General features: G+C 63.5%; 13 protein-coding genes and 1 pseudogene. 7 read left to right on the plus strand and 7 right to left on the minus strand.

Translation table 11 applies throughout. The annotated features are described in order from the left end of the window. Positions 1 to 175: 175 nt before the first annotated feature. Positions 176 to 712 (plus strand): hypothetical protein, encoded by a 537-nt coding sequence (locus tag AWB80_RS17050; protein WP_087131362.1) that lies wholly within the window; start codon positions 176 to 178, stop codon positions 710 to 712. Positions 713 to 784: 72 nt separating this feature from the next. Here AWB80_RS17050 and AWB80_RS17055 read toward each other — a convergent pair whose 3' ends face one another. Both AWB80_RS17055 and AWB80_RS17060 read right to left on the minus strand, forming a co-directional pair. Beyond that, the gene (locus tag AWB80_RS17055) at positions 785 to 2,197 is read right to left on the minus strand and encodes a LutB/LldF family L-lactate oxidation iron-sulfur protein (protein WP_061175855.1); all 1,413 of its coding nucleotides are present in this window, start codon (positions 2,195 to 2,197) and stop codon (positions 785 to 787) included. Positions 2,198 to 2,222: 25 nt separating this feature from the next. Continuing rightward, entirely contained in the window at positions 2,223 to 2,957 is a 735-nt protein-coding gene (locus AWB80_RS17060) for a (Fe-S)-binding protein (RefSeq protein ID WP_061175856.1), read from the minus strand. A gap of 189 nt (positions 2,958 to 3,146) precedes the next feature. On the opposite strand from AWB80_RS17060, the gene AWB80_RS17065 reads away from it, so the two are divergent. Then, positions 3,147 to 3,962: an IclR family transcriptional regulator gene (locus AWB80_RS17065; protein WP_061175857.1), complete on the plus strand. Its 816-nt coding sequence runs from the start codon at positions 3,147 to 3,149 to the stop codon at positions 3,960 to 3,962. 76 nt (positions 3,963 to 4,038) lie between these two features. On the opposite strand, the gene pbpG is transcribed toward AWB80_RS17065, so the two are convergent. Continuing rightward, positions 4,039 to 5,226 (minus strand): D-alanyl-D-alanine endopeptidase, encoded by a 1,188-nt coding sequence (pbpG, locus tag AWB80_RS17070; protein WP_061175858.1) that lies wholly within the window; start codon positions 5,224 to 5,226, stop codon positions 4,039 to 4,041. On the opposite strand from pbpG, the gene AWB80_RS44405 reads away from it, so the two are divergent. Together AWB80_RS44405 and AWB80_RS17075 are read left to right on the plus strand one after the other, a co-directional pair. Further along, on the plus strand, positions 5,159 to 5,464 hold the full coding sequence (locus tag AWB80_RS44405) for a hypothetical protein (RefSeq protein ID WP_167390462.1): 306 nt from the start codon (positions 5,159 to 5,161) through the stop codon (positions 5,462 to 5,464). The two genes, pbpG and AWB80_RS44405, sit on opposite strands and share 68 nt — an antisense overlap. 536 nt (positions 5,465 to 6,000) lie before the next feature. Further along, a complete protein-coding gene (locus AWB80_RS17075) occupies positions 6,001 to 6,576 on the plus strand; it encodes a phasin family protein (protein WP_061175859.1) in 576 nt (191 codons plus the stop codon). A 158-nt stretch (positions 6,577 to 6,734) separates the two neighbouring features. On the opposite strand, the gene lpdA is transcribed toward AWB80_RS17075, so the two are convergent. From lpdA to aceE, 4 genes and pseudogenes are all read right to left on the minus strand, one after another. Then, a complete protein-coding gene (gene lpdA, locus AWB80_RS17080; RefSeq protein ID WP_061176030.1) occupies positions 6,735 to 8,483 on the minus strand; it encodes a dihydrolipoyl dehydrogenase in 1,749 nt (582 codons plus the stop codon). A 102-nt stretch (positions 8,484 to 8,585) separates the two neighbouring features. Continuing rightward, a pseudogene (locus AWB80_RS45430) lies at positions 8,586 to 8,798 on the minus strand (biotin/lipoyl-containing protein); the annotation flags it as partial. Positions 8,799 to 8,873: 75 nt separating this feature from the next. Further along, a complete protein-coding gene (aceF, locus tag AWB80_RS17085; RefSeq protein WP_061175860.1) occupies positions 8,874 to 10,511 on the minus strand; it encodes a dihydrolipoyllysine-residue acetyltransferase in 1,638 nt (545 codons plus the stop codon). Positions 10,512 to 10,590: 79 nt separating this feature from the next. Continuing rightward, complete coding sequence (aceE, locus tag AWB80_RS17090) at positions 10,591 to 13,284, minus strand: pyruvate dehydrogenase (acetyl-transferring), homodimeric type (RefSeq protein WP_061175861.1); 2,694 nt, start codon at positions 13,282 to 13,284, stop codon at positions 10,591 to 10,593. Between the two features lie 281 nt (positions 13,285 to 13,565). On the opposite strand from aceE, the gene fixL reads away from it, so the two are divergent. The 3 genes from fixL (at position 13,566) to AWB80_RS17105 (ending at position 18,348) form a co-directional block, all read left to right on the plus strand. Then, positions 13,566 to 16,100, plus strand: a complete 2,535-nt coding sequence (gene fixL / locus AWB80_RS17095; protein ID WP_061175862.1) for an oxygen sensor histidine kinase FixL — start codon at positions 13,566 to 13,568, stop codon at positions 16,098 to 16,100. Further along, the gene (gene fixJ / locus AWB80_RS17100) at positions 16,097 to 16,732 is read left to right on the plus strand and encodes an oxygen response regulator transcription factor FixJ (RefSeq protein ID WP_014190971.1); all 636 of its coding nucleotides are present in this window, start codon (positions 16,097 to 16,099) and stop codon (positions 16,730 to 16,732) included. The genes fixL and fixJ overlap by 4 nt, the downstream gene beginning before the upstream one ends. Positions 16,733 to 16,947: 215 nt before the next feature. Beyond that, positions 16,948 to 18,348, plus strand: coding sequence for a DUF3300 domain-containing protein (locus AWB80_RS17105; protein ID WP_244206551.1), 1,401 nt, complete (start codon positions 16,948 to 16,950; stop codon positions 18,346 to 18,348). The last annotated feature ends 20 nt before the right edge of the window (positions 18,349 to 18,368 follow it).

Here is an 18,368-nt window from a genome sequence, read left to right on the forward strand (position 1 = left end):
AGTTCGAATCTTACGGAATCGTCGCGATCTTAAAAAGACGTTGAAAAGCAAAGGATTGTTGCGCGCGCGACAACAAGCGGTTTTGCGCCGTCATAAAGGCTTACAAAGTTGTCGGGGACATCCGCGCGCCGGTGGTGTCTTATTCAGTAATGGTTCGACAGGTACGTTCAAAGTCATGAAATTCGCAGTCGCTGGTCTTTTGCTTGCGTCGTCCGCCGCGCTTCTGAGCGGCTGCGCAGCCTATCCAGGCGCGCCGGCCTACGGTGGCGGCTATGGTCCGGGTGTCTACGACGATCCGGGATATGGTTACGGTGGCGGGTACTACGGCGGTCCACCGGTCGTGCAACCGGGTGTGGTCGTCGGGGGCGGGTATTACGGGGGCGGCTACTATGGCGGTCCCGGCCCGAGCCGCTATTGGGACGACGGCCCTGGCTGGCGGCGTCCTCCTCCGGGCAACTGGAACAACCGGCCCCACAATGGCGATCGCGGCGGCCCGCCGCCGCAGGCCGGTGGCGGACGTCCTTCTGGCGGTCCGCCGCCTCAGGCGGGCGGCGGTGGACAACCGGTGCCGAAGGCCGTCGGCGGTCCCCCGATGCGGCCCGCAACTCCACCGCCAGCCAATTCGGGCGGCGGAAATCGCGGCGGTGGTGGCGGCAATCCCAGCTACGGTGGCGGAAACAACAAGTGGCATACCGGGCCAGTCGGCAATTGACCCTTTCGCCCTGACAGACAAACGGCGCCGGAACGCATGTTCCGGCGCCGTTTCACTTTCCCGACGCGGCGTTCATCCCAGATGGGACCGCTGCGCCTTATAAAGCTCGCGGAAGGTTCGACCCACCGGCGCGGGCATATCGCGCGTGCCGGTCCAACCGGCAGCGAACGGCAATCGCGAGATCGTTTTCCGGTTGCCGCCCATGCGTTCGAGCACGCGCACCGCGAGCTTGGTGAAGAGCGCGTACGCCGCCGGGCGCCTGGCAAGATAACCCCACGCCGCGAGCGCGGCGCGTTCGCTCCATGGCCGCAGCCGCCGCTCCATTTGCTTCTCGCGCAACTTTCGAAGCAGATCCGACAACGGAATCCCCACCGGACAGACGCTGTTGCACTCGCCGCACAGCGTCGCGGCTTGCGGCAGGTCGAGCGCCTTGTCGATACCGACGTACGCCGGCGTGAGCACCGAGCCCATCGGACCCGGATACACCCAGCCGTACGCATGCCCGCCGATCTTCTGATACACCGGGCAATGATTCATGCACGCGCCGCAGCGGATACAGCGCAGCATCTCCTGAAACTCGCCGCCGATCAGCCCGGTCCGCCCGCCATCGACGAGCACGAAGTACATATGCTCGGGACCGTCGGTTTCGCCGGGCGCGCGCGGGCCGGTCAACAGCGAAAAGTAGTTCGAGATGGTCTGGCCGGTCGCCGAACGCGGCAGCAGGCGCATCGCGGTCGCGAGATCTTCGAGCGTCGGCAGCACCTTTTCGATGCCCGTCACCGCCACGTGCACGCGCGGCATCACCGTGCACATGCCTTCGTTGCCCTCGTTCGTCACGACGGCCACCGACCCCGTCTCCGCGATCAGAAAGTTGCCGCCCGTCACGCCCATGTCCGCCGACATGAAATGCGGACGCAGCACTTCGCGCGCCTCGCGCGTCATCTCGGGAATGTCGGTGAGACGCGGCTTGTTGTGCGTCTTGGCGAAGAGATCGGCGATCTGCTCCTTATCCTTGTGGACGACCGGCGCGATGATGTGGCTCGGCGGTTCGTTGTCGTTGATCTGCAGGATGTATTCGCCGAGATCGGTTTCGATCGACTGCACGCCCATCTCACCGAGCACGCGATTCAACTGCATCTCTTCCGAGACCATCGACTTGGTCTTGATGACCTTCTTCACGTCGTGCTTGCGGGCGATTTCCGCGACGAGTTTCGCCGCATCCTGCGTCGTTTCCGCGTACAGCACCGTGGCGCCGCGGCGCGTCGCCTCGCGCTCGAAGGTTTCGAGCCACACGTCGAGATTGTCGAGCGCGCGGTCGCGACGCTCTTTCAACGCTGCGCGGGTCGCTTCGAAGTCGATGTCGCGCACCGCGCTCGCCCGCGCGCTGACGAACTTGGTCGAGAGCTTCGTGAGGTTCTGCTGCAGGCGCTCATCGGCGAGCTTGCTGGCGGCGCGCGCCTTGAAGTGCATCGTCTGGACTTGCATGTGGGATCTCTCTTCTCCGATGCGCTCAGGCGCGACCTTGCGCGTCGCCCGCGAGCACCTGCGCGATGTGCAGCACGCGCGTCGACGTATCGCCGGTGCGGCGAAGGCGCCCTTCGATGTTCAGCATGCAGCCGAGATCGCCGAGCACGACGGCATCCGCCCCGCTCGCGCGGATATTCGCGCATTTTTCATCGACGATCGCCGTCGAGATGTCGCCATACTTCACCGCGAATGTCCCGCCGAAGCCGCAGCAGTGCTCGCAGCCGCTCATCTCGGTGACCGGCACGCCCGCCTGCGCGAGCAGTTCGCGCGGCTGCGACTTGACGCCCAACTCACGCAGGCCCGAGCAGGAATCGTGATAGGTCACCATGCCGTCGAACGCGCCCGGCTCCATGCGCGCTTTCGCGACGGCCACGAGAAAATCGGTCAGTTCGAACACGCGCGGTTGCAGGCGCGCGTAGCGGCTCATCAGTTGCGGATCGTCGCGAAAGAGATCGCCGTAATGCGCGCGGATCATGCCGCCGCAGGAACCCGACGGCACGACGACGTAATCGAACTGTTCGAACTCGCCCAGTGTCTTTTCGGCGAGATCGCGCGCGAGCGGCCGGTCGCCCGAGTTATACGCAGGCTGGCCGCAACAGGTCTGCGAGGGCGGCACGACGACTTCGAACCCTGCGCGCTCGATCAGCTTGATGACCGAGAAGCCGATCTCGGGGCGCATCATGTCGATGAGACACGTGACGAATAGTCCGACTCGCATGGGGGCGTTTCCTGTTTTGTAGAAGTGATATGAACGCACCGCGATTATCCGCGAAAGTCAGGCGCGGCGGCGCTCGCCACGCCCCCGCGCCCGACCGGCGCGATCCCTGTTCGTTGGCAGCGTTCTTTTTTTCACATTATGAGATACAATTGCCATTCCGCTGTTTGACGCATCAACCGATTTTTCACGATGAGCGATACGAACCCGGAATCCAAGACTTCCATCCAGGTGATCGAGCGCATGATGCGTCTTCTCGACGCACTCGCCGGTCACACTGATCCCGTCAGCCTGAAAGAGCTGGCCCAGAGCACCGATCTGCATCCGTCCACCGCGCACCGCATCCTGAACGACATGGTGCTGTGCCGGCTCGTCGACCGTTCTGACCCCGGCACGTATCGGCTCGGCATGCGCTTGCTGGAGCTCGGCAATCTGGTGAAGGCGCGCCTTTCGGTGCGCGAAGCCGCGATGCCGCCGATGCGCGAGCTGCATCGGCAGACTGGCCAGACCGTGAACCTGTCCGTGCGCCAGGGCGACGAAATCGTCTATATCGAGCGCGCGTATTCGGAGCGCTCGGGTATGCAGGTCGTGCGCGCGATCGGCGGCCGTGCGCCTCTGCATCTGACTTCGGTCGGCAAGCTCTTTCTCGCCGCCGACGAAGCCACGCGCGTGCGCGCCTACGCGATGCGCACCGGCCTCTCCGGTCACACGCAGAACAGCATCACCGATCTCACCAAGCTCGAGCGCGAGTTGTCGCTCGTACGCCAGCAAGCCTGCGCGCGCGACAACGAGGAACTCGAACTGGGCGTGCGCTGCATCGCCGCGGGCATTTACGACGACACCGGGCGGCTGGTCGCCGGCTTGTCGCTGTCCGCGCCCGCCGACCGTCTGCAGGACGCGTGGCTCAAACAGTTGAGTCACACGGCGCTCGAAATCTCGCAATCGCTCGGCTACCACCCGGAGCAGGCGATGCCCGAGACGCAGCCGGCGCACCACGCGCATCGCTGAAACCGCGTGCAATTGAAAAACGGGATTCGTCTTTCGACGAATCCCGTTTGCTTTTGGGCGACCGCTCGAGCGCGGCTTACGGATTGGCGCCGCTGCCCATGTCCGCGCTCATGATGTGCGGCTCGCCGAGCGTATCGAGGAACGAGCGCAGGCGGCCGGCATCGGCGAAACGCGAGTACTTGCCGTAGGAGTCGAGCAGGACGATCACGACCGGACGGCCGTTCACGTTCGCCTGCATCACGAGGCATTCGCCCGCTTCGTTGATGAAGCCGGTCTTCTGCAAGCCGATATCCCACGACGCGTTGCGGATCAGCGCATTCGTGCTGTTGTAGGCCAGATTGCGCTTGCCGGTGAAGACGTCGTAGCTGCGGTCGGTCGAGAACTTGCGGATCATCGGATACTGATACGCCGCATTGACCATCTTCACGAGATCGCGCGCGCTCGACACGTTCTGGCTCGTGAGACCGGTGGAATTCTCGAAGTGCGTGTCGGTCATGCCGAGCGATTTGGCCTTCGCGTTCATCGCGGCGATGAACGCCGGACGGCCGCCCGGGTAATAACGCGACAACGCCGCCGCCGCGCGATTCTCGGATGCCATCAGCGCGATATGCAGCATGTCCTCGCGATTCAGCACCGAGCCGACCGCCAGACGCGAACCGGTGAACTTCTCGTAATCGCGGTCTTCGTCCGTGACGCTCAGATCTTCAGTGAGCGGCGTGTGCGAGTCGAGCACGACCATCGCCGTCATCAGCTTGGTGATCGATGCGATCGGCACGACGGCGCGCGAGTTCTTGTCGAAGAGCGTCTCCGACGTGTTCTGGTCCACCACATAGGCGACGCTCGAACGCAGCGCGAGGCTGTCGGGCGTGTCGTGCAGGCCGAACGCCTGACCCACCGACGTCGCGCGCGGCTGGTACGCCACCGCATGCACCGCACCACGGCGCGCATGCGGTTCCATGCGATACGAGACGCGACGCTTGCGCGATGCGCGGGGCGCATCGTCGTCGTCATCGGCGGCGGCAACCTTCGCGGCCTTCGCCGGCTTCGGCGCCTTCAGGGAGGTTTTCGCCACGCGCGCCGGCTTTTCAGCCTTGGCGGCAGCGGGTTTCTTTGCAGTCTTGGTTACGGTGGCGGTCTTTGCGAGGGCTTCAGCCGGAGCCGCTGCGAAGGACGTCGCTACGACGATGGAGACAGCGATGGACAATGCCGAGCGCATTGCCACGCCATGCACCACCTTCAACGACGAAAACATTTCGGTTTTCATTAGTGTTCTGTTGGGCGGCTGGAGAGTACCGCCAAGTGTAGTGAAGCTACTAAATTTAAGCAATATTAAGCACTTATCGGCACTCGTTAAACCGAGTTGTAAGCCGCGATTGCATATTGCCGATCAACAGCGCGCCTCGATCGGAAAAAACGATCGTGCCGGCGGAAACAGTGCTGCCCACAGCGCGCTTTCTACACGACGACCAATGCACTATCGGCAAAACTTTCCACGACTTTAGGCAAATGCGTGAAGCGGACCGGACAAAACGCAGACTTTCGAATCGAGGGAGGCGTGTACCGAATGCCGCCGGTAATCGCACAGGAAATCGGACAGCCGAAATGTTAACGTTTCTTCAACAATTTGGTGTACGGCGACATCCTAAAAATAGGACGAACTTCAGAAACATCTTGTTTTGCGTCGCGGCAGAGCGTCGCTCAACGGTCGGAAGCAACATCAAACTTTCACTTGTTCGTGCTTTCATGAGGCATCGCACGCTCGCTGCGGCACGCTGAAAGCCGCGCCCTGCCGAGGTGCATAGGGTTTTCACGGACCCCTCCGAGAAGCTGATTATCGGCAAGTAAGCTGTTGTTTAACAAGCCTTTTCCGCCTCTTGTGCAGCGCACAAAAAGTGCTTGACATCCATCGGAATATCTCTAAAATGAGCTTCATGTTGCGACGCACCAATCGCAGTTGCACTTAGCCGGCAAGGTTCATCGCGCCGGATCTACCCAAACCACGACCCGCGTTTGATGGGTCGGCCATCAGGAGCCTGAGATGACGCTGTTGACCCCCGAGCAAATCGCCGCTGCACAGAAAGCCAATTTCGACACGCTGTTCGGTCTGACGAACAAGGCGTTCGAAGGCGTCGAGAAGCTGGTCGAACTGAACCTGCAAGTCGTGAAGTCGACGCTGGCCGAAAGCCAGGAAAACGCACAGCGCGCGCTGTCGGTGAAGGACGCACAAGAACTGCTCGCGCTGCAAGCCAGCCTGACGCAGCCGGTCGCTGAAAAGGTGCTGTCGTATGGCCGTCACCTGTATGAAATCGCGTCGGCCACGCAAGCTGAATTCGCCCGCGTCGCGGAAGCGCAGTACGAAGAACAGAACCGCAAGGTGCAAACGCTCGTCGACAACGTCGCGAAGAACGCACCGGCCGGCTCGGAAACCGCTGTCGCCGTGATCAAGTCGGCCATCACCGCCGCCAACACGACGTACGAAACGGTTCACAAGGCAACGAAACAAGCTGTCGAAATCGCTGAAAGCAACTTCAACGCCGCCGCTACGGCTGCGACGAAGGCTGCTACGCAAGCGACCGAACAAGCTTCGCGCGTCGCCAAGAAGTCGGTTGCGTAAGTTTGACGGCCGGGCCCTGCCCGGTTGAGCGCAGCACGCATCGAGAAGAACCCGGCCCTTGCGCCGGGTTTTTTTTCGTCCGTCTTTTGCGCTACGCATAAAGAAAAGGCGCGCTCCGGTGAAGGAGCGCGCCCTGGCACTTTCTTGAAGCGCGGAGCTTACTTCTTGCGCTGCGGCGGCAAGTCCGTGCACACGCCTTCGTACAACTCGGCGGCCATGCCGACCGATTCGCCGAGCGTCGGGTGCGGGTGGATCGTCTTGCCGATGTCGGTCGCGTCCGCGCCCATCTCGATCGCGAGACATACTTCGCTGATCAGATCGCCCGCATTCAGACCGACGATACCGCCACCGATCACGCGATGCGTCGTCTCATCGAAGATGAGCTTGGTGAAACCTTCATCGCGGCCATTGGCGATCGCCCGGCCCGACGCGGCCCACGGGAACACCGCCTTGCCGAACTTGATGCCTTCGGCCTTGCACTGTTCTTCCGTCTTGCCGGCCCACGCCACTTCCGGATCGGTGTACGCCACCGACGGAATCTGCAGCGCATCGAAATACGCCTTCTCGCCGTGCGCCACCTCTGCCGCGACGTGGCCTTCATGCACGGCCTTGTGCGCAAGCATCGGCTGGCCGACGAGATCGCCGATCGCGAAGATGTGCGGCACGTTGGTGCGCATCTGCTTGTCGACGTTGATGAAGCCGCGATCCGTCACCGCCACGCCGGCCTTGTCCGCGCCGATCTTGCCGCCGTTCGGGCTGCGGCCGACCGCGAGCAGCACGAGGTCGTAACGCTGCGGTTCGCTCGGCGCTTTCTCGCCTTCGAAGGTCACGTAGATGCCGTCTTCCCTGGCCTCGGCCTTGGTCGTCTTGGTCTTGAGCATCACGTTCGTGAAGCGCTTGGAATTGAACTTCTCCCAGACCTTCACGAGATCGCGGTCCGCGCCTTGCATCAGGCCGTCGAGCATTTCGACGACGTCGATGTCCGCGCCGAGCGTCGAATACACCGTCGCCATTTCCAGGCCGATGATGCCGCCGCCCACCACGAGCATGCGCTTCGGAAGCTGACGCAGTTCGAGCGCGCCGGTCGAATCGACGACGCGCGGATCGTCCGGGAAGAACGGCAGCTTCACCGACTGCGAACCCGCCGCGATGATCGCCTGCTTGAACTTCACGACCTTCTTGCCGTCCGGGCCGTTCACTTCCATGTGATACGGATCGACGAAATTGCCGAGGCCCGTCACGACCTGAACCTTGCGCGCCTTCGCCATGCCCGCGAGACCGCCGGTCAGCTTCTTGACAACGCCTTCCTTGAAACCGCGCAGCTTGTCGAGATCGACCTTCGGCTCGCCGAAGCTGATGCCGTGCGCCGCGAGTTCCGCCGCTTCGTCGATGACGAGCGCCGTATGCAGCAACGCCTTCGACGGGATGCAGCCGACGTTCAGACACACGCCGCCCAGCGTCGAATAACGCTCGACCAGCACCGTCTTCATGCCGAGATCGGCGGAACGGAACGCCGCCGAGTAGCCTCCGGGACCCGCGCCGAGCACGAGCATGTCGCATTCGACATCGGCGGCGCCGGAATAACTGCCCGCTTGCGGCGCGGGTGCCGACGAAGCTGCCGGAGCCGGCGCCGCAGCCGGAGCGGCCTTCTGAGGCGCCGCCGCGGGAGCCGCCGCGCCGCCTTCGAGCGTCAGAACCAGCGTGCCTTCCGACACGTTGTCGCCGACCTTCACCTTCACTTCCTTCACCGTGCCCGCAGCGGGCGAAGGCACGTCCATCGTGGCTTTATCGGATTCGAGCGTGATGAGCGACTGCTCCTTCTCGACCGTATCGCCCGGTTTCACGTGCACTTCGATGACCGGAATGTCCTTGAAGTCGCCGATGTCCGGCACCTTCACGTCCTGCACGCCGCCACCGGCCGCAGCCTGCGCGGGCGCGGCGGCCGGTGCCGGAGCAGCAGCGGGCGCAGCGGCAGCGCCCGCGCCGGCGGTTTCGACCATCGCGATGACCGAGCCCTGCGAAACCTTGTCGCCCTGCTTGACCTTCACTTCCTTGACGGTGCCCGCGAAATCGGCGGGCACTTCCATCGTGGCCTTGTCGGTTTCGAGCGTGATGACGCCCTGTTCCTTTTCGATGCTGTCGCCGGGTTTGATATTGACTTCGATGACATCGACATCGGAGAAGTCGCCGATGTCGGGTACTTTTAGTTCGACGAGACTCATGTTGTCCCCTAAGAGATGTGCGGATGGAACCTCAGGGCAAAGCCCCGAGGTTCCGCCGTCGGCCAGATCGGAAGATCAGAGAATGACGCGACGGAAATCGCCCAGAATCGCCGACAGATAAGCGTTGAAGCGCGCGGCAGCCGCACCGTCGATGACGCGATGGTCGTACGACAGCGACATCGGCAGCGTGAGGCGTGGCACGAACTGCTTGCCGTCCCACACGGGCTTCTGATAGCCGCGCGACAGGCCGAGAATCGCGACTTCCGGCGCGTTGATGATCGGCGTGAAGTGCGTCCCGCCGATGCCGCCCAGCGACGAGATCGAGAAGCAGCCGCCCTGCATCTGATCCGGCTTGAGTTTGCCGTCGCGCGCGAGCTTCGACAGCTCCGCCATTTCCTTGGCGATATCGACGAGGCCCTTCTTGTCCGCGTCGCGGATCACCGGAACGACGAGGCCGTTCGGCGTATCGGCCGCGAAACCGACGTGGTAGTACTTCTTGAACACGAGGTTGTCGCCGTCCAGGCTCGCGTTGAAGTCCGGGAACTTCTTGAGCGCCGAGACCACGGCCTTGATGACGAACGCGAGCATCGTGAACTTCACGCCCGCTTTTTCGTGTTCCTTGTTCAGCTTCACGCGCAGTTCTTCGAGCTCGGTGATGTCCGCTTCGTCGTTGTTCGTGACGTGCGGGATCATGACCCAGTTGCGATGCAGGTTCGCACCCGAGATCTTCTTGATGCGCGACAGCGGCTTCGGATCGACCGGACCGAACTTGGTGAAGTCGATCTTCGGCCACGGCAAGAGACCCAGCTCGCCGCCGCCACCGCCGGCCGGCGCTGCCGCGGCAGGCGCCTTGCCCTGCCCCGTCATCACGCCCTTCACGAACGCGGTGATGTCTTCCTGCGTGATGCGGCCCTTCGGACCCGTGCCGCTCACACGCGACACATCGACGCCCAGATCGCGCGCGAACTTGCGCACCGAAGGCGACGCGTGGCTCGACGTGCGCGTGCCGTCGCCGGCAGGCATCACGGGCGCCTGCGCGAGCGCGGACGGCGGCTCTTTCGCGGGCGCCGGTTTCGCGGGCGCATCCGACGGCACTTCGACCGGCTTGGCAGGCGCGGCAGCGGGAGCCGCAGCAGGCGCTGCTGCGCCGTCGCCGCCTTCCAGTACGAGGATCAGCGTGCCTTCGGACACCGTGTCGCCGACCTTGACCTTCAGTTCCTTCACCGTGCCCGACGCGGGGCTCGGCACGTCCATCGTCGCCTTGTCGGATTCGAGCGTGACGAGCGACTGCTCCTTCTCGACCTTGTCGCCGACCTTCACGCCGATCTCGATGACCGGAATGTCCTTGAAGTCGCCGATGTCCGGCACCTTCACTTCGACGGAACCACCGCCGCTCGCCGCGGGCGCGGCAGCGGCAGCCGGCGCGGCTGCCGGAGCAGGCGCGGCCGCCTGCTTGGGTGCTTCGGCGGACGCGCCGCCTTCCAGCACGACGATCAGCGTGCCTTCCGACACGTTGTCGCCGACCTTGACCTTGATTTCCTTCACGACGCCCGCTGCCGAGCTCGGCACGTCCATCGTGGCTTTATCCGATTCGAGGGTGACCAGCGACTGCTCGGGCTCCACGGTATCGCCCACCTTGACCAGTACCTCGATCACGGGGACGTCCTTGTAATCGCCGATGTCCGGCACTTTGACTTCGATCGCTTGACTCATTATTAGTGTCTCCTGGGTTGCACGCGGGCTCCTTCCGCTTCGGAAGGAGCCCGCGTCACAACGCACGGGGGCGATGCCTTTAGACGGTCATCGGGTTGGGTTTGGACGGGTCGAGGTTGTACTTCTTGATCGCCTCAGCGACGACCTTGCGCTCGATCGTGCCTTCGTCGGCCAGCGCGTTCAGCGCGGCCAGCGTCACCCAGTAGCGGTCGACTTCGAAGAAGTGGCGCAGCGCTTCGCGCGTATCCGAGCGGCCGTAGCCGTCGGTGCCGAGCACCACGAACTTCTGCGGCACGAACGCGCGGATCTGATCGGTCAGCGCGCGGATGTAGTCCGTCGATGCGATCACCGGGCCCTTCGCGCCCGTGAGCAGCTTCGTGACGTGCGCCACGCGCTTTTCTTCCGTCGGATGCAGCAGGTTGTAACGCTCGACCGCCTGACCTTCGCGGGCCAGTTCGGTGAAGCTCGGCACGCTCCAGAGATCGGCGCTGACGCCCCAGTCGTTCTTCAGCAGGTCGGCGGCGGCAATCACTTCGTTGAAGATCGTGCCCGCGCCCATCAACTGGACGTGCGCCTTGGCCGGAGCCTCGGCCTTCTTGAACGCGTACATGCCCTTGATGATGTCCGAAGCCACGGCATCGCCCTGCGGGATCGCCGGATGCTCGTAGTTCTCGTTCATCACCGTGATGTAGTAGTACACGTCCTCCTGCTCCGCGACCATGCGGCGCAGGCCGTCCTGCATGATGACGGCGAGTTCGTAACCGAACGTCGGGTCATAGCTCACGCAGTTCGGAACCGATGCCGCCCACAAGAGCGAGTGGCCGTCTTCGTGCTGCAGGCCTTCGCCGTTGAGCGTCGTGCGGCCCGCGGTGCCGCCCAGCAGGAAGCCGCGCGAACGCATGTCGCCCGCCGCCCATGCCAGATCGCCGATGCGCTGGAAGCCGAACATCGAGTAGAAGATGTAGAACGGGATCATGATCTCGCCGTGCGTCGAGTACGACGTCGCGGCCGCGATCCAGTCACACATGCCACCCGCTTCGTTGATGCCTTCCTGCAGAATCTGACCCGTCGTCGATTCCTTGTAGAACATCAGCTGATCGGAGTCTTCCGGAATGTACTTCTGGCCTTCCTGATTCCAGATGCCGATCTGGCGGAACAGACCTTCCATGCCGAAGGTACGCGACTCGTCCGGCACGATCGGCACGATGCGCTTGCCGAGCGCCTTGTCCTTCAGGAGGATGTTGAGAATCCGCACGAAGGCCATCGTCGTGGAGATCTCGCGGCCTTCGCCCGTGCCCTTGAGCAGCGGCTCGAACGCGGCGAGCGCCGGCACCGGCAGCGACTCCGCCTTTTCGCGGCGCGTCGGCAGATAGCCGCCCAGGTCCATGCGCTTCTGACGCATGTACTCGAGTTCCTTCGAGCCTTCCTCGAACGTGAGGTACGGCACGTCGGCGATTTGCTCGTCGGTGAGCGGCAGGCGGAACTGGTCGCGGAATTTCTTCAGCGTGTCGATCGGCAGCTTCTTCTGCTGGTGCGTGATGTTCATCGCCTGGCCGTGCTCGCCCATGCCATAGCCCTTGATGGTCTTGGCGAGGATGACGGTCGGCGCGCCCTTCGTCTTGGTCGCTGCGTCGAACGCGGCGTAGATCTTGTGCGGATCGTGGCCGCCGCGATTCAGATTCCAGATGTCGTCATCGGACCAGTCTGCAACCAGCGCCTTGAGTTCCGGCGTGTTGAAGAAGTGCTCGCGCACGAACGCGCCCGACTCCGACTTGTACGTCTGATACTCGCCGTCGACGACTTCCATCATGCGGCGCATCAGCGCGCCGGTCTTGTCGCGCGCGAAAAGCGCGTCCCAGCGGCTGCCCCAGATGACCTTGATGACGTTCCAGCCCGCGCCGCGGAATTCGCTTTCGAGTTCCTGGATGATCTTGCCGTTGCCGCGCACCGGACCGTCAAGACGCTGCAGGTTGCAGTTGATGACGAACACGAGGTTGTCCAGACGCTCGCGGCCGGCCATGCCGATCGCGCCGAGCGATTCCGGCTCGTCCGTCTCGCCGTCGCCGAGGAACGCCCAGACCTTGCGGCCTTCGGTCTTGGCCATGCCGCGCGCCGCCATGTACTTCATGAAGCGCGCCTGGTAGATCGCCATGATCGGGCCGAGGCCCATCGACACGGTCGGGAATTGCCAGAAATCCGGCATCAGCCACGGGTGCGGATACGACGAGATGCCCTCGCCGCCCACTTCCTGGCGGAAGTTGTTCAGTTGCTTTTCGGTCAGGCGGCCCAGCAGGAACGCGCGCGAGTAGACACCCGGCGACGAGTGGCCCTGCACGAACACGAGATCGCCTCCGTGTTCCTTCGACGGCGCGTGCCAGAAGTGGTTGAAGCCGACGTCATAAAGGGTTGCGGCCGATGCGAACGATGCAATGTGCCCGCCGACGTTCGTATCCTTGCCCGCGCGCAGCACCATCGCGATGGCGTTCCAGCGCGTGTACGAGCGGATGCGGTGTTCGATGTCCTGATCGCCCGGAATCTTCGCCTGGCCAACGACGGGGATCGTATTGATGTACGGCGTGTTCGCCGAGAACGGCAGGTGCTCGCCATGCACGCGAGCGAATTCGATCTGTTTCTCGATCAGGTAGTGCGCGCGATCAGGACCGACCGCGGAAATCACGCCATCGAGCGCGTCCAGCCACTCGGCGGTTTCTTGAGGATCGTCGTCCTTTGCGTTGGCGACATATTTGAGAACTTCGTCGGGTACAGCGGACATGCTCGTCTCCTGATGTGAGGAACACTCTGAGAACCGCCGGCGCACGCCCGATCGAAGGCGGGCACTGGCCGCGTGCCGGCAATTCTAAAGAGGGTCCAGACCATGACGCAAGGAATTTTTCAAATCATGAGAGTTCATCTCACCATACGAAAAATTGCTGCAACGCACCGTCCGATAAGCCTTTTTTGTTCAGATGTTTCTCCTCCTTTTCCCGCCATCGAAGCTTCTTTACCGTCTTTTTACGCCAATTAACAATCAGGCGCTGCGTTACAATCGCTTCCATGTTGACCGAACGGCTGATCAAACGCTCGGCAAGGCTCGCGCGCAAGCCGACAGACGCCTCGCCCTCCCGCTGGCACCACGGACCGTGGTGGTCGAACTCCTATTTACTCACGCCGCTCATTTCGATCCTCGTATTTCTGGTCGTGATGAGTCTGATTCTCTGGAGTCTGAACCGGCGCGAGCAACAGCAGCAGGAAGACACGCTTTATCGCAATGTCGCGTGGGCACAGCAGCAAATCCGTCTGTCGATGACCGGCGCGCAGGAGCAGATTCAGGCGCTCGCCCGCGACATCGCGACCGGCCACGGCGACCCGCAAAATTTCCAGAACTCGTCCACCGACATCATGCAGGGGCATCCCGAGATCCTCTACATGAACTGGTACACGAGCGAGCATAAGCCCCGCTGGCCCAACACACCGCTGCCGGTGCTCGGTTCGCGTCTCGCCAAGCCCAACGAAACGCAAATGGACGAAGCCGTGCAGGCTGCGTTCGACGAGGCGCGCACCTCCCGCCGCCAAGTCTACTCGCCGTTGCTCTACGATGACCTCGGCAATGGCTATATCACGCTGCAGACGCCGGTTTTCCGCGACCGCGAGTACCTCGGCTCGATCGCCGCGGTATTCTCGATCGAAGGCATCCTGAAGCACGACATTCCCAGCGAACTGTCGGCGAAGTACAAGATCTCCATCACGGATCTGAACAACCGCGAACTCGCGACCACGTCGAGCCGCCCGCGGCTGCCGCGCGACATGTTCTACGACCTGCCGCTCGACCCGCCGGGACAAGGCTTGTCGGTGCGCGTGTACTCGTATCCACAGCTCACGAATTTCACCAACAACACGCTCGTGTGGCTCGTCGCCGGCTTGTCGTGCTTCGTGCTGTGGAGTCTGTGGAGCCTGTGGAAGCACACGCGCCAGCGCTTCGAGGCGCAGCAGGCGCTCTACGCCGAAGCGTTCTTTCGCCGCGCGATGGAAAACTCGGTGCTGATCGGCATGCGCGTGCTCGACATGCACGGCCGCATCACGCACGTGAACCCGGCGTTCTGCCGCATGACCGGCTGGGACGAAAGCGATCTCGTCGGCAAGAACGCGCCGTTCCCGTACTGGCCGCGCGACGCGTATCCCGAGATGCAGCGCCAGCTCGACATGACCCTGCGCGGCAAGGCGCCCTCGTCCGGTTTCGAATTGCGCGTGCGCCGCAAGGACGGCTCGTTCTTCCACGCGCGGCTGTATGTCTCGCCGCTGATCGACAGTTCCGGCCGCCAGACCGGCTGGATGTCGTCGATGACCGACATCACCGAGCCCAAGCGCGCGCGGGAAGAACTCGCCGCCGCGCACGAGCGCTTCACCACCGTGCTCGAAAGCCTCGACGCGGCCGTCTCCGTGCTCGCCGCCGACGAAGCCGAGCTGCTGTTCGCGAACCGCTATTACCGGCATCTGTTCGGCATCCGTCCGGACGGGCATCTGGAACTCGCGGGCGCCGCGTTCGACGGCGGCTCGCAAAGCTCCTCCGACACCATCGACATGGTCGACACCTTCGCGGGCCTGCCCGCCACCGCGCTCACCGAAAGCTCGGCGGACGCGCAGGAGGTCTACGTCGACGGCATTCAGAAGTGGTTCGAGGTGCGCCGCCAGTACATTCAATGGGTGGACGGCCATCTCGCGCAGATGCAGATCGCGACCGACATCACGCAGCGCAAGCAGGCACAGGAACTCGCGCATCAGCAGGAAGAGAAGTTGCAGTTCACGAGCCGCCTGATGACGATGGGCGAAATGGCGTCGTCGCTCGCGCACGAGCTGAATCAGCCCCTCGCCGCGATCAACAACTACTGCTCGGGCTGCGTCGCGCTGGTGAAGTCCGGGCGCATGACGCAGGAAACGCTGCTGCCCGTGCTGGAAAAGACCGCGCAGCAGGCCGTGCGCGCGGGCATGATCATCAAGCGCATCCGCGAGTTCGTGAAGCGCAGCGAGCCGAAACGCCAGGCCGCGCGCGTCGCCGATATCGTCGCGGACGCGGTCGGTCTCGCCGAGATCGAGGCGCGCAAACGCAAGATCCGCATCGTCACCGAAATCCGCTCGCGGATGCCCGTGATTTACGTCGACCCGGTTTTGATCGAACAAGTGTTGGTCAACCTGTTGAAAAACGCGGCCGAAGCGATGCATGATGCGAAACCAAACGCCGTCGATCCGGTGATACGCGTAGTCGTCCAGCGCATGGATGGCGGCGTCGTGTGCATCAGCGTGGTCGATCAGGGTCCGGGCGTGGACGAAGCAACCGCCGAACGCCTCTTCGAACCGTTCTACAGCACCAAGTCCGATGGCATGGGCATGGGGCTGAACATCTGCCGCTCGATCATCGAGTCGCATCGCGGACGCCTTTGGGTGGTCAACAACGTCGAAGCGGACGGCCACGTGACCGGTGCAACCTTCCACTGCAGCCTGCCGATCGGCGCAGTGGACGGTTCGCCGGGCACGGGCGGCACGGATGCGCAGGACGAACATACGAGACAACAAACAGTTACGGGAGAACTATGAGCACAGTCACCACTCAGGAAACCGTCTTCGTCGTCGACGATGACGAAGCCGTGCGTGATTCCTTGCGCTGGCTGCTCGAAGCAAACGGCTATCGCGTTCAGTGTTTTTCCAGCGCGGAATCGTTCCTCGACGTCTATCTGCCGATCTCGCATTCCGGCGCGATCTCCTGTCTGATCCTCGACGTGCGCATGGCCGGCATGACGGGGCTCGAATTGCAGGAGAAACTCATCGCCGAGAACTCGCTCTTGCCGATCATCTTCGTAACGGGTCACGGCGACGTGCCGATGGCCGTCTCGACGATGAAAAAAGGCGCGATGGACTTCATCGAAAAGCCTTTCGACGAAGCCGAGTTGCGCAAGCTGGTGGAGCGCATGCTCGAAAAGGCGCGCAGCGAGAGCACCAGCGTACAGCAGCAGCGCGCCGCCGCCGAGCGGCTGGGCAAGCTGACGGCGCGTGAGCATCAGGTGCTCGAGCGCATCATCGCGGGGCGCCTGAACAAGCAGATCGCCGACGATCTCGGCATCAGCATCAAGACGGTGGAAGCGCATCGCGCGAACATCATGGAGAAGCTCTCCGTCAATACCGTCGCCGATCTGCTGCGTCTCGCGCTGTCGAACAAGCCGCAGCAGTAAGCCGCTGCGCTCCCCTTCGCGGCCGGCATGACGATGCCGGCCGCGCCTTTACCGGCGCGCTCCCAGGCGAATGCGCCGTGCCGCCCTCCCTCCGAAGTTCGTTGTCTGCCGAATCGAAAAGTGATATTGGCTGAATCACGCCGGATCACATCCGATATCCTCGCTTCCATCCGGCTACGCGCAACGGTCTCGCAACGTCTTGCACGGGGGATTCGATGTCGAAACGAATTCATGTCATTGGTTCGCGCATCGGCACACTCAGGGCTGTCGCACTCGCCGCCACGCTCGCCACGATGCCGCTCGTCGCCATGTATCCGGCCGACGCGCAAGCGCAGAACGCCGCGCCGGCCGACCAGAAACTCACGAACCAGCAACTCGATGCGCTGACCGCGCCGGTCGCGCTCTATCCGGATGCACTGCTCGCACAGGTGCTGATGGCGTCGACGTATCCGTCGCAGATCACCGACGCGGCGGCCTGGTCGAAGGCGAATCCGAACGTCTCGGGCGACGACGCGGTGAAAGCCGTGCAATCACAGCCGTGGGACCCGAGCGTGCAATCGCTCGTCGCGTTCCCGCAGGCGCTCGCGACGATGGCCTCCAAGATCGACTGGGTGACGCAACTCGGAAACGCCTTCGTCGCGCAGCCGAGCGATGTGATGGACTCCGTTCAACGTCTGCGGCGCGCGGCGCAAACCGCGGGCAATCTCAAGTCGAACGAGCAGCAAAAGGTCACCAGCGCCCCGGCGCCGGCGGGCAGCGCGACCACCAGCCCCACGGTGATCCAGATCGAGCCGGCCAATCCGCAAGTGGTCTACGTGCCGACTTACAACCCGACGGTCGTGTACGGCACGTGGCCTTATCCCGCGTATCCGCCGGTCTATGTGCCGCCGCCGCCCGGCTACGCGATGGCGTCGGCGTTCGTGGGCGGGATGGCGTTCGCCACGGGCGTCGCGGTCGTGAATTCGCTGTGGGGCAACTGCAACTGGGGTCGCGGCGATGTCAACGTCAATGTGAACCGCTACAACAACATCAACACGGCCAACCGCATCAACGCGAACAGCAACAACGTGCGCTGGAACCGCAACGATCCGCAGTTCAACCGGACCAATGTCGCCGCGAACCGGCAGAACCTGAACAACGCCAATCTCGGCGCGAACGGCAACCAGTTCCGCGGCCGCGAGGATGCGCGCGCGCAGGCCGCGCAGACGCTGCAGCAGCGCACCGGCCAGAATCTCAATCAATCGGCGGGCCAGCGCGCGCAGAGCATCCGCGAGGGCGGCGGCCCGAATGCGCGGACCACGAGCGACCTGCATCAGCGCTCGCAGAACGTGAATCGCGACAACGCGCTGCGCGGCGCGGGCGATGGCAACGGCGCGCGGCAGGACATGCAGCGCGGCCAGGCGAGCCGGCAGTCGTTCGCCAATCAGTCGCACGAACGTCCTGGTGCGGGCGGTGGCGGCGTTCAGCGTCAGGCCGGCGGTGGCGGCAATCTGGGCGCGGGCGGAGGCGGCGTCCAGCGCGGCGGCGGAGGCGGAGGCGGCGGGTTCCACGGCGGCGGCGGAGGCGGAGGCGGCGGGTTCCATCGGGGCGGCGGCGGTGGAGGGTTCCGCCGTTGATGACCGCGTCCATCCTCAGA

The sequence above is a fragment of the Caballeronia pedi genome (assembly GCF_001544915.2).
Taxonomy (GTDB): domain Bacteria; phylum Pseudomonadota; class Gammaproteobacteria; order Burkholderiales; family Burkholderiaceae; genus Caballeronia; species Caballeronia pedi.

Bases quoted from the DNA above. Each gene is read 5' to 3' on its own strand.
- AWB80_RS17075 (WP_061175859.1), top strand. From the start codon at position 6,001: ATGACGCTGTTGACCCCCGAGCAAATCGCCGCTGCACAGAAAGCCAAT.
- AWB80_RS17050 (WP_087131362.1), top strand. From the start codon at position 176: ATGAAATTCGCAGTCGCTGGTCTTTTGCTTGCGTCGTCCGCCGCGCTT.
- fixJ (WP_014190971.1), top strand. From the start codon at position 16,097: ATGAGCACAGTCACCACTCAGGAAACCGTCTTCGTCGTCGACGATGAC.
- pbpG (WP_061175858.1), bottom strand. From the start codon at position 5,226: ATGAAAACCGAAATGTTTTCGTCGTTGAAGGTGGTGCATGGCGTGGCA.
- AWB80_RS17065 (WP_061175857.1), top strand. From the start codon at position 3,147: ATGAGCGATACGAACCCGGAATCCAAGACTTCCATCCAGGTGATCGAG.
- aceE (WP_061175861.1), bottom strand. From the start codon at position 13,284: ATGTCCGCTGTACCCGACGAAGTTCTCAAATATGTCGCCAACGCAAAG.
- AWB80_RS17060 (WP_061175856.1), bottom strand. From the start codon at position 2,957: ATGCGAGTCGGACTATTCGTCACGTGTCTCATCGACATGATGCGCCCC.
- AWB80_RS17055 (WP_061175855.1), bottom strand. From the start codon at position 2,197: ATGCAAGTCCAGACGATGCACTTCAAGGCGCGCGCCGCCAGCAAGCTC.
- AWB80_RS44405 (WP_167390462.1), top strand. From the start codon at position 5,159: ATGGACAATGCCGAGCGCATTGCCACGCCATGCACCACCTTCAACGAC.
- fixL (WP_061175862.1), top strand. From the start codon at position 13,566: ATGTTGACCGAACGGCTGATCAAACGCTCGGCAAGGCTCGCGCGCAAG.
- aceF (WP_061175860.1), bottom strand. From the start codon at position 10,511: ATGAGTCAAGCGATCGAAGTCAAAGTGCCGGACATCGGCGATTACAAG.
- AWB80_RS17105 (WP_244206551.1), top strand. From the start codon at position 16,948: ATGTCGAAACGAATTCATGTCATTGGTTCGCGCATCGGCACACTCAGG.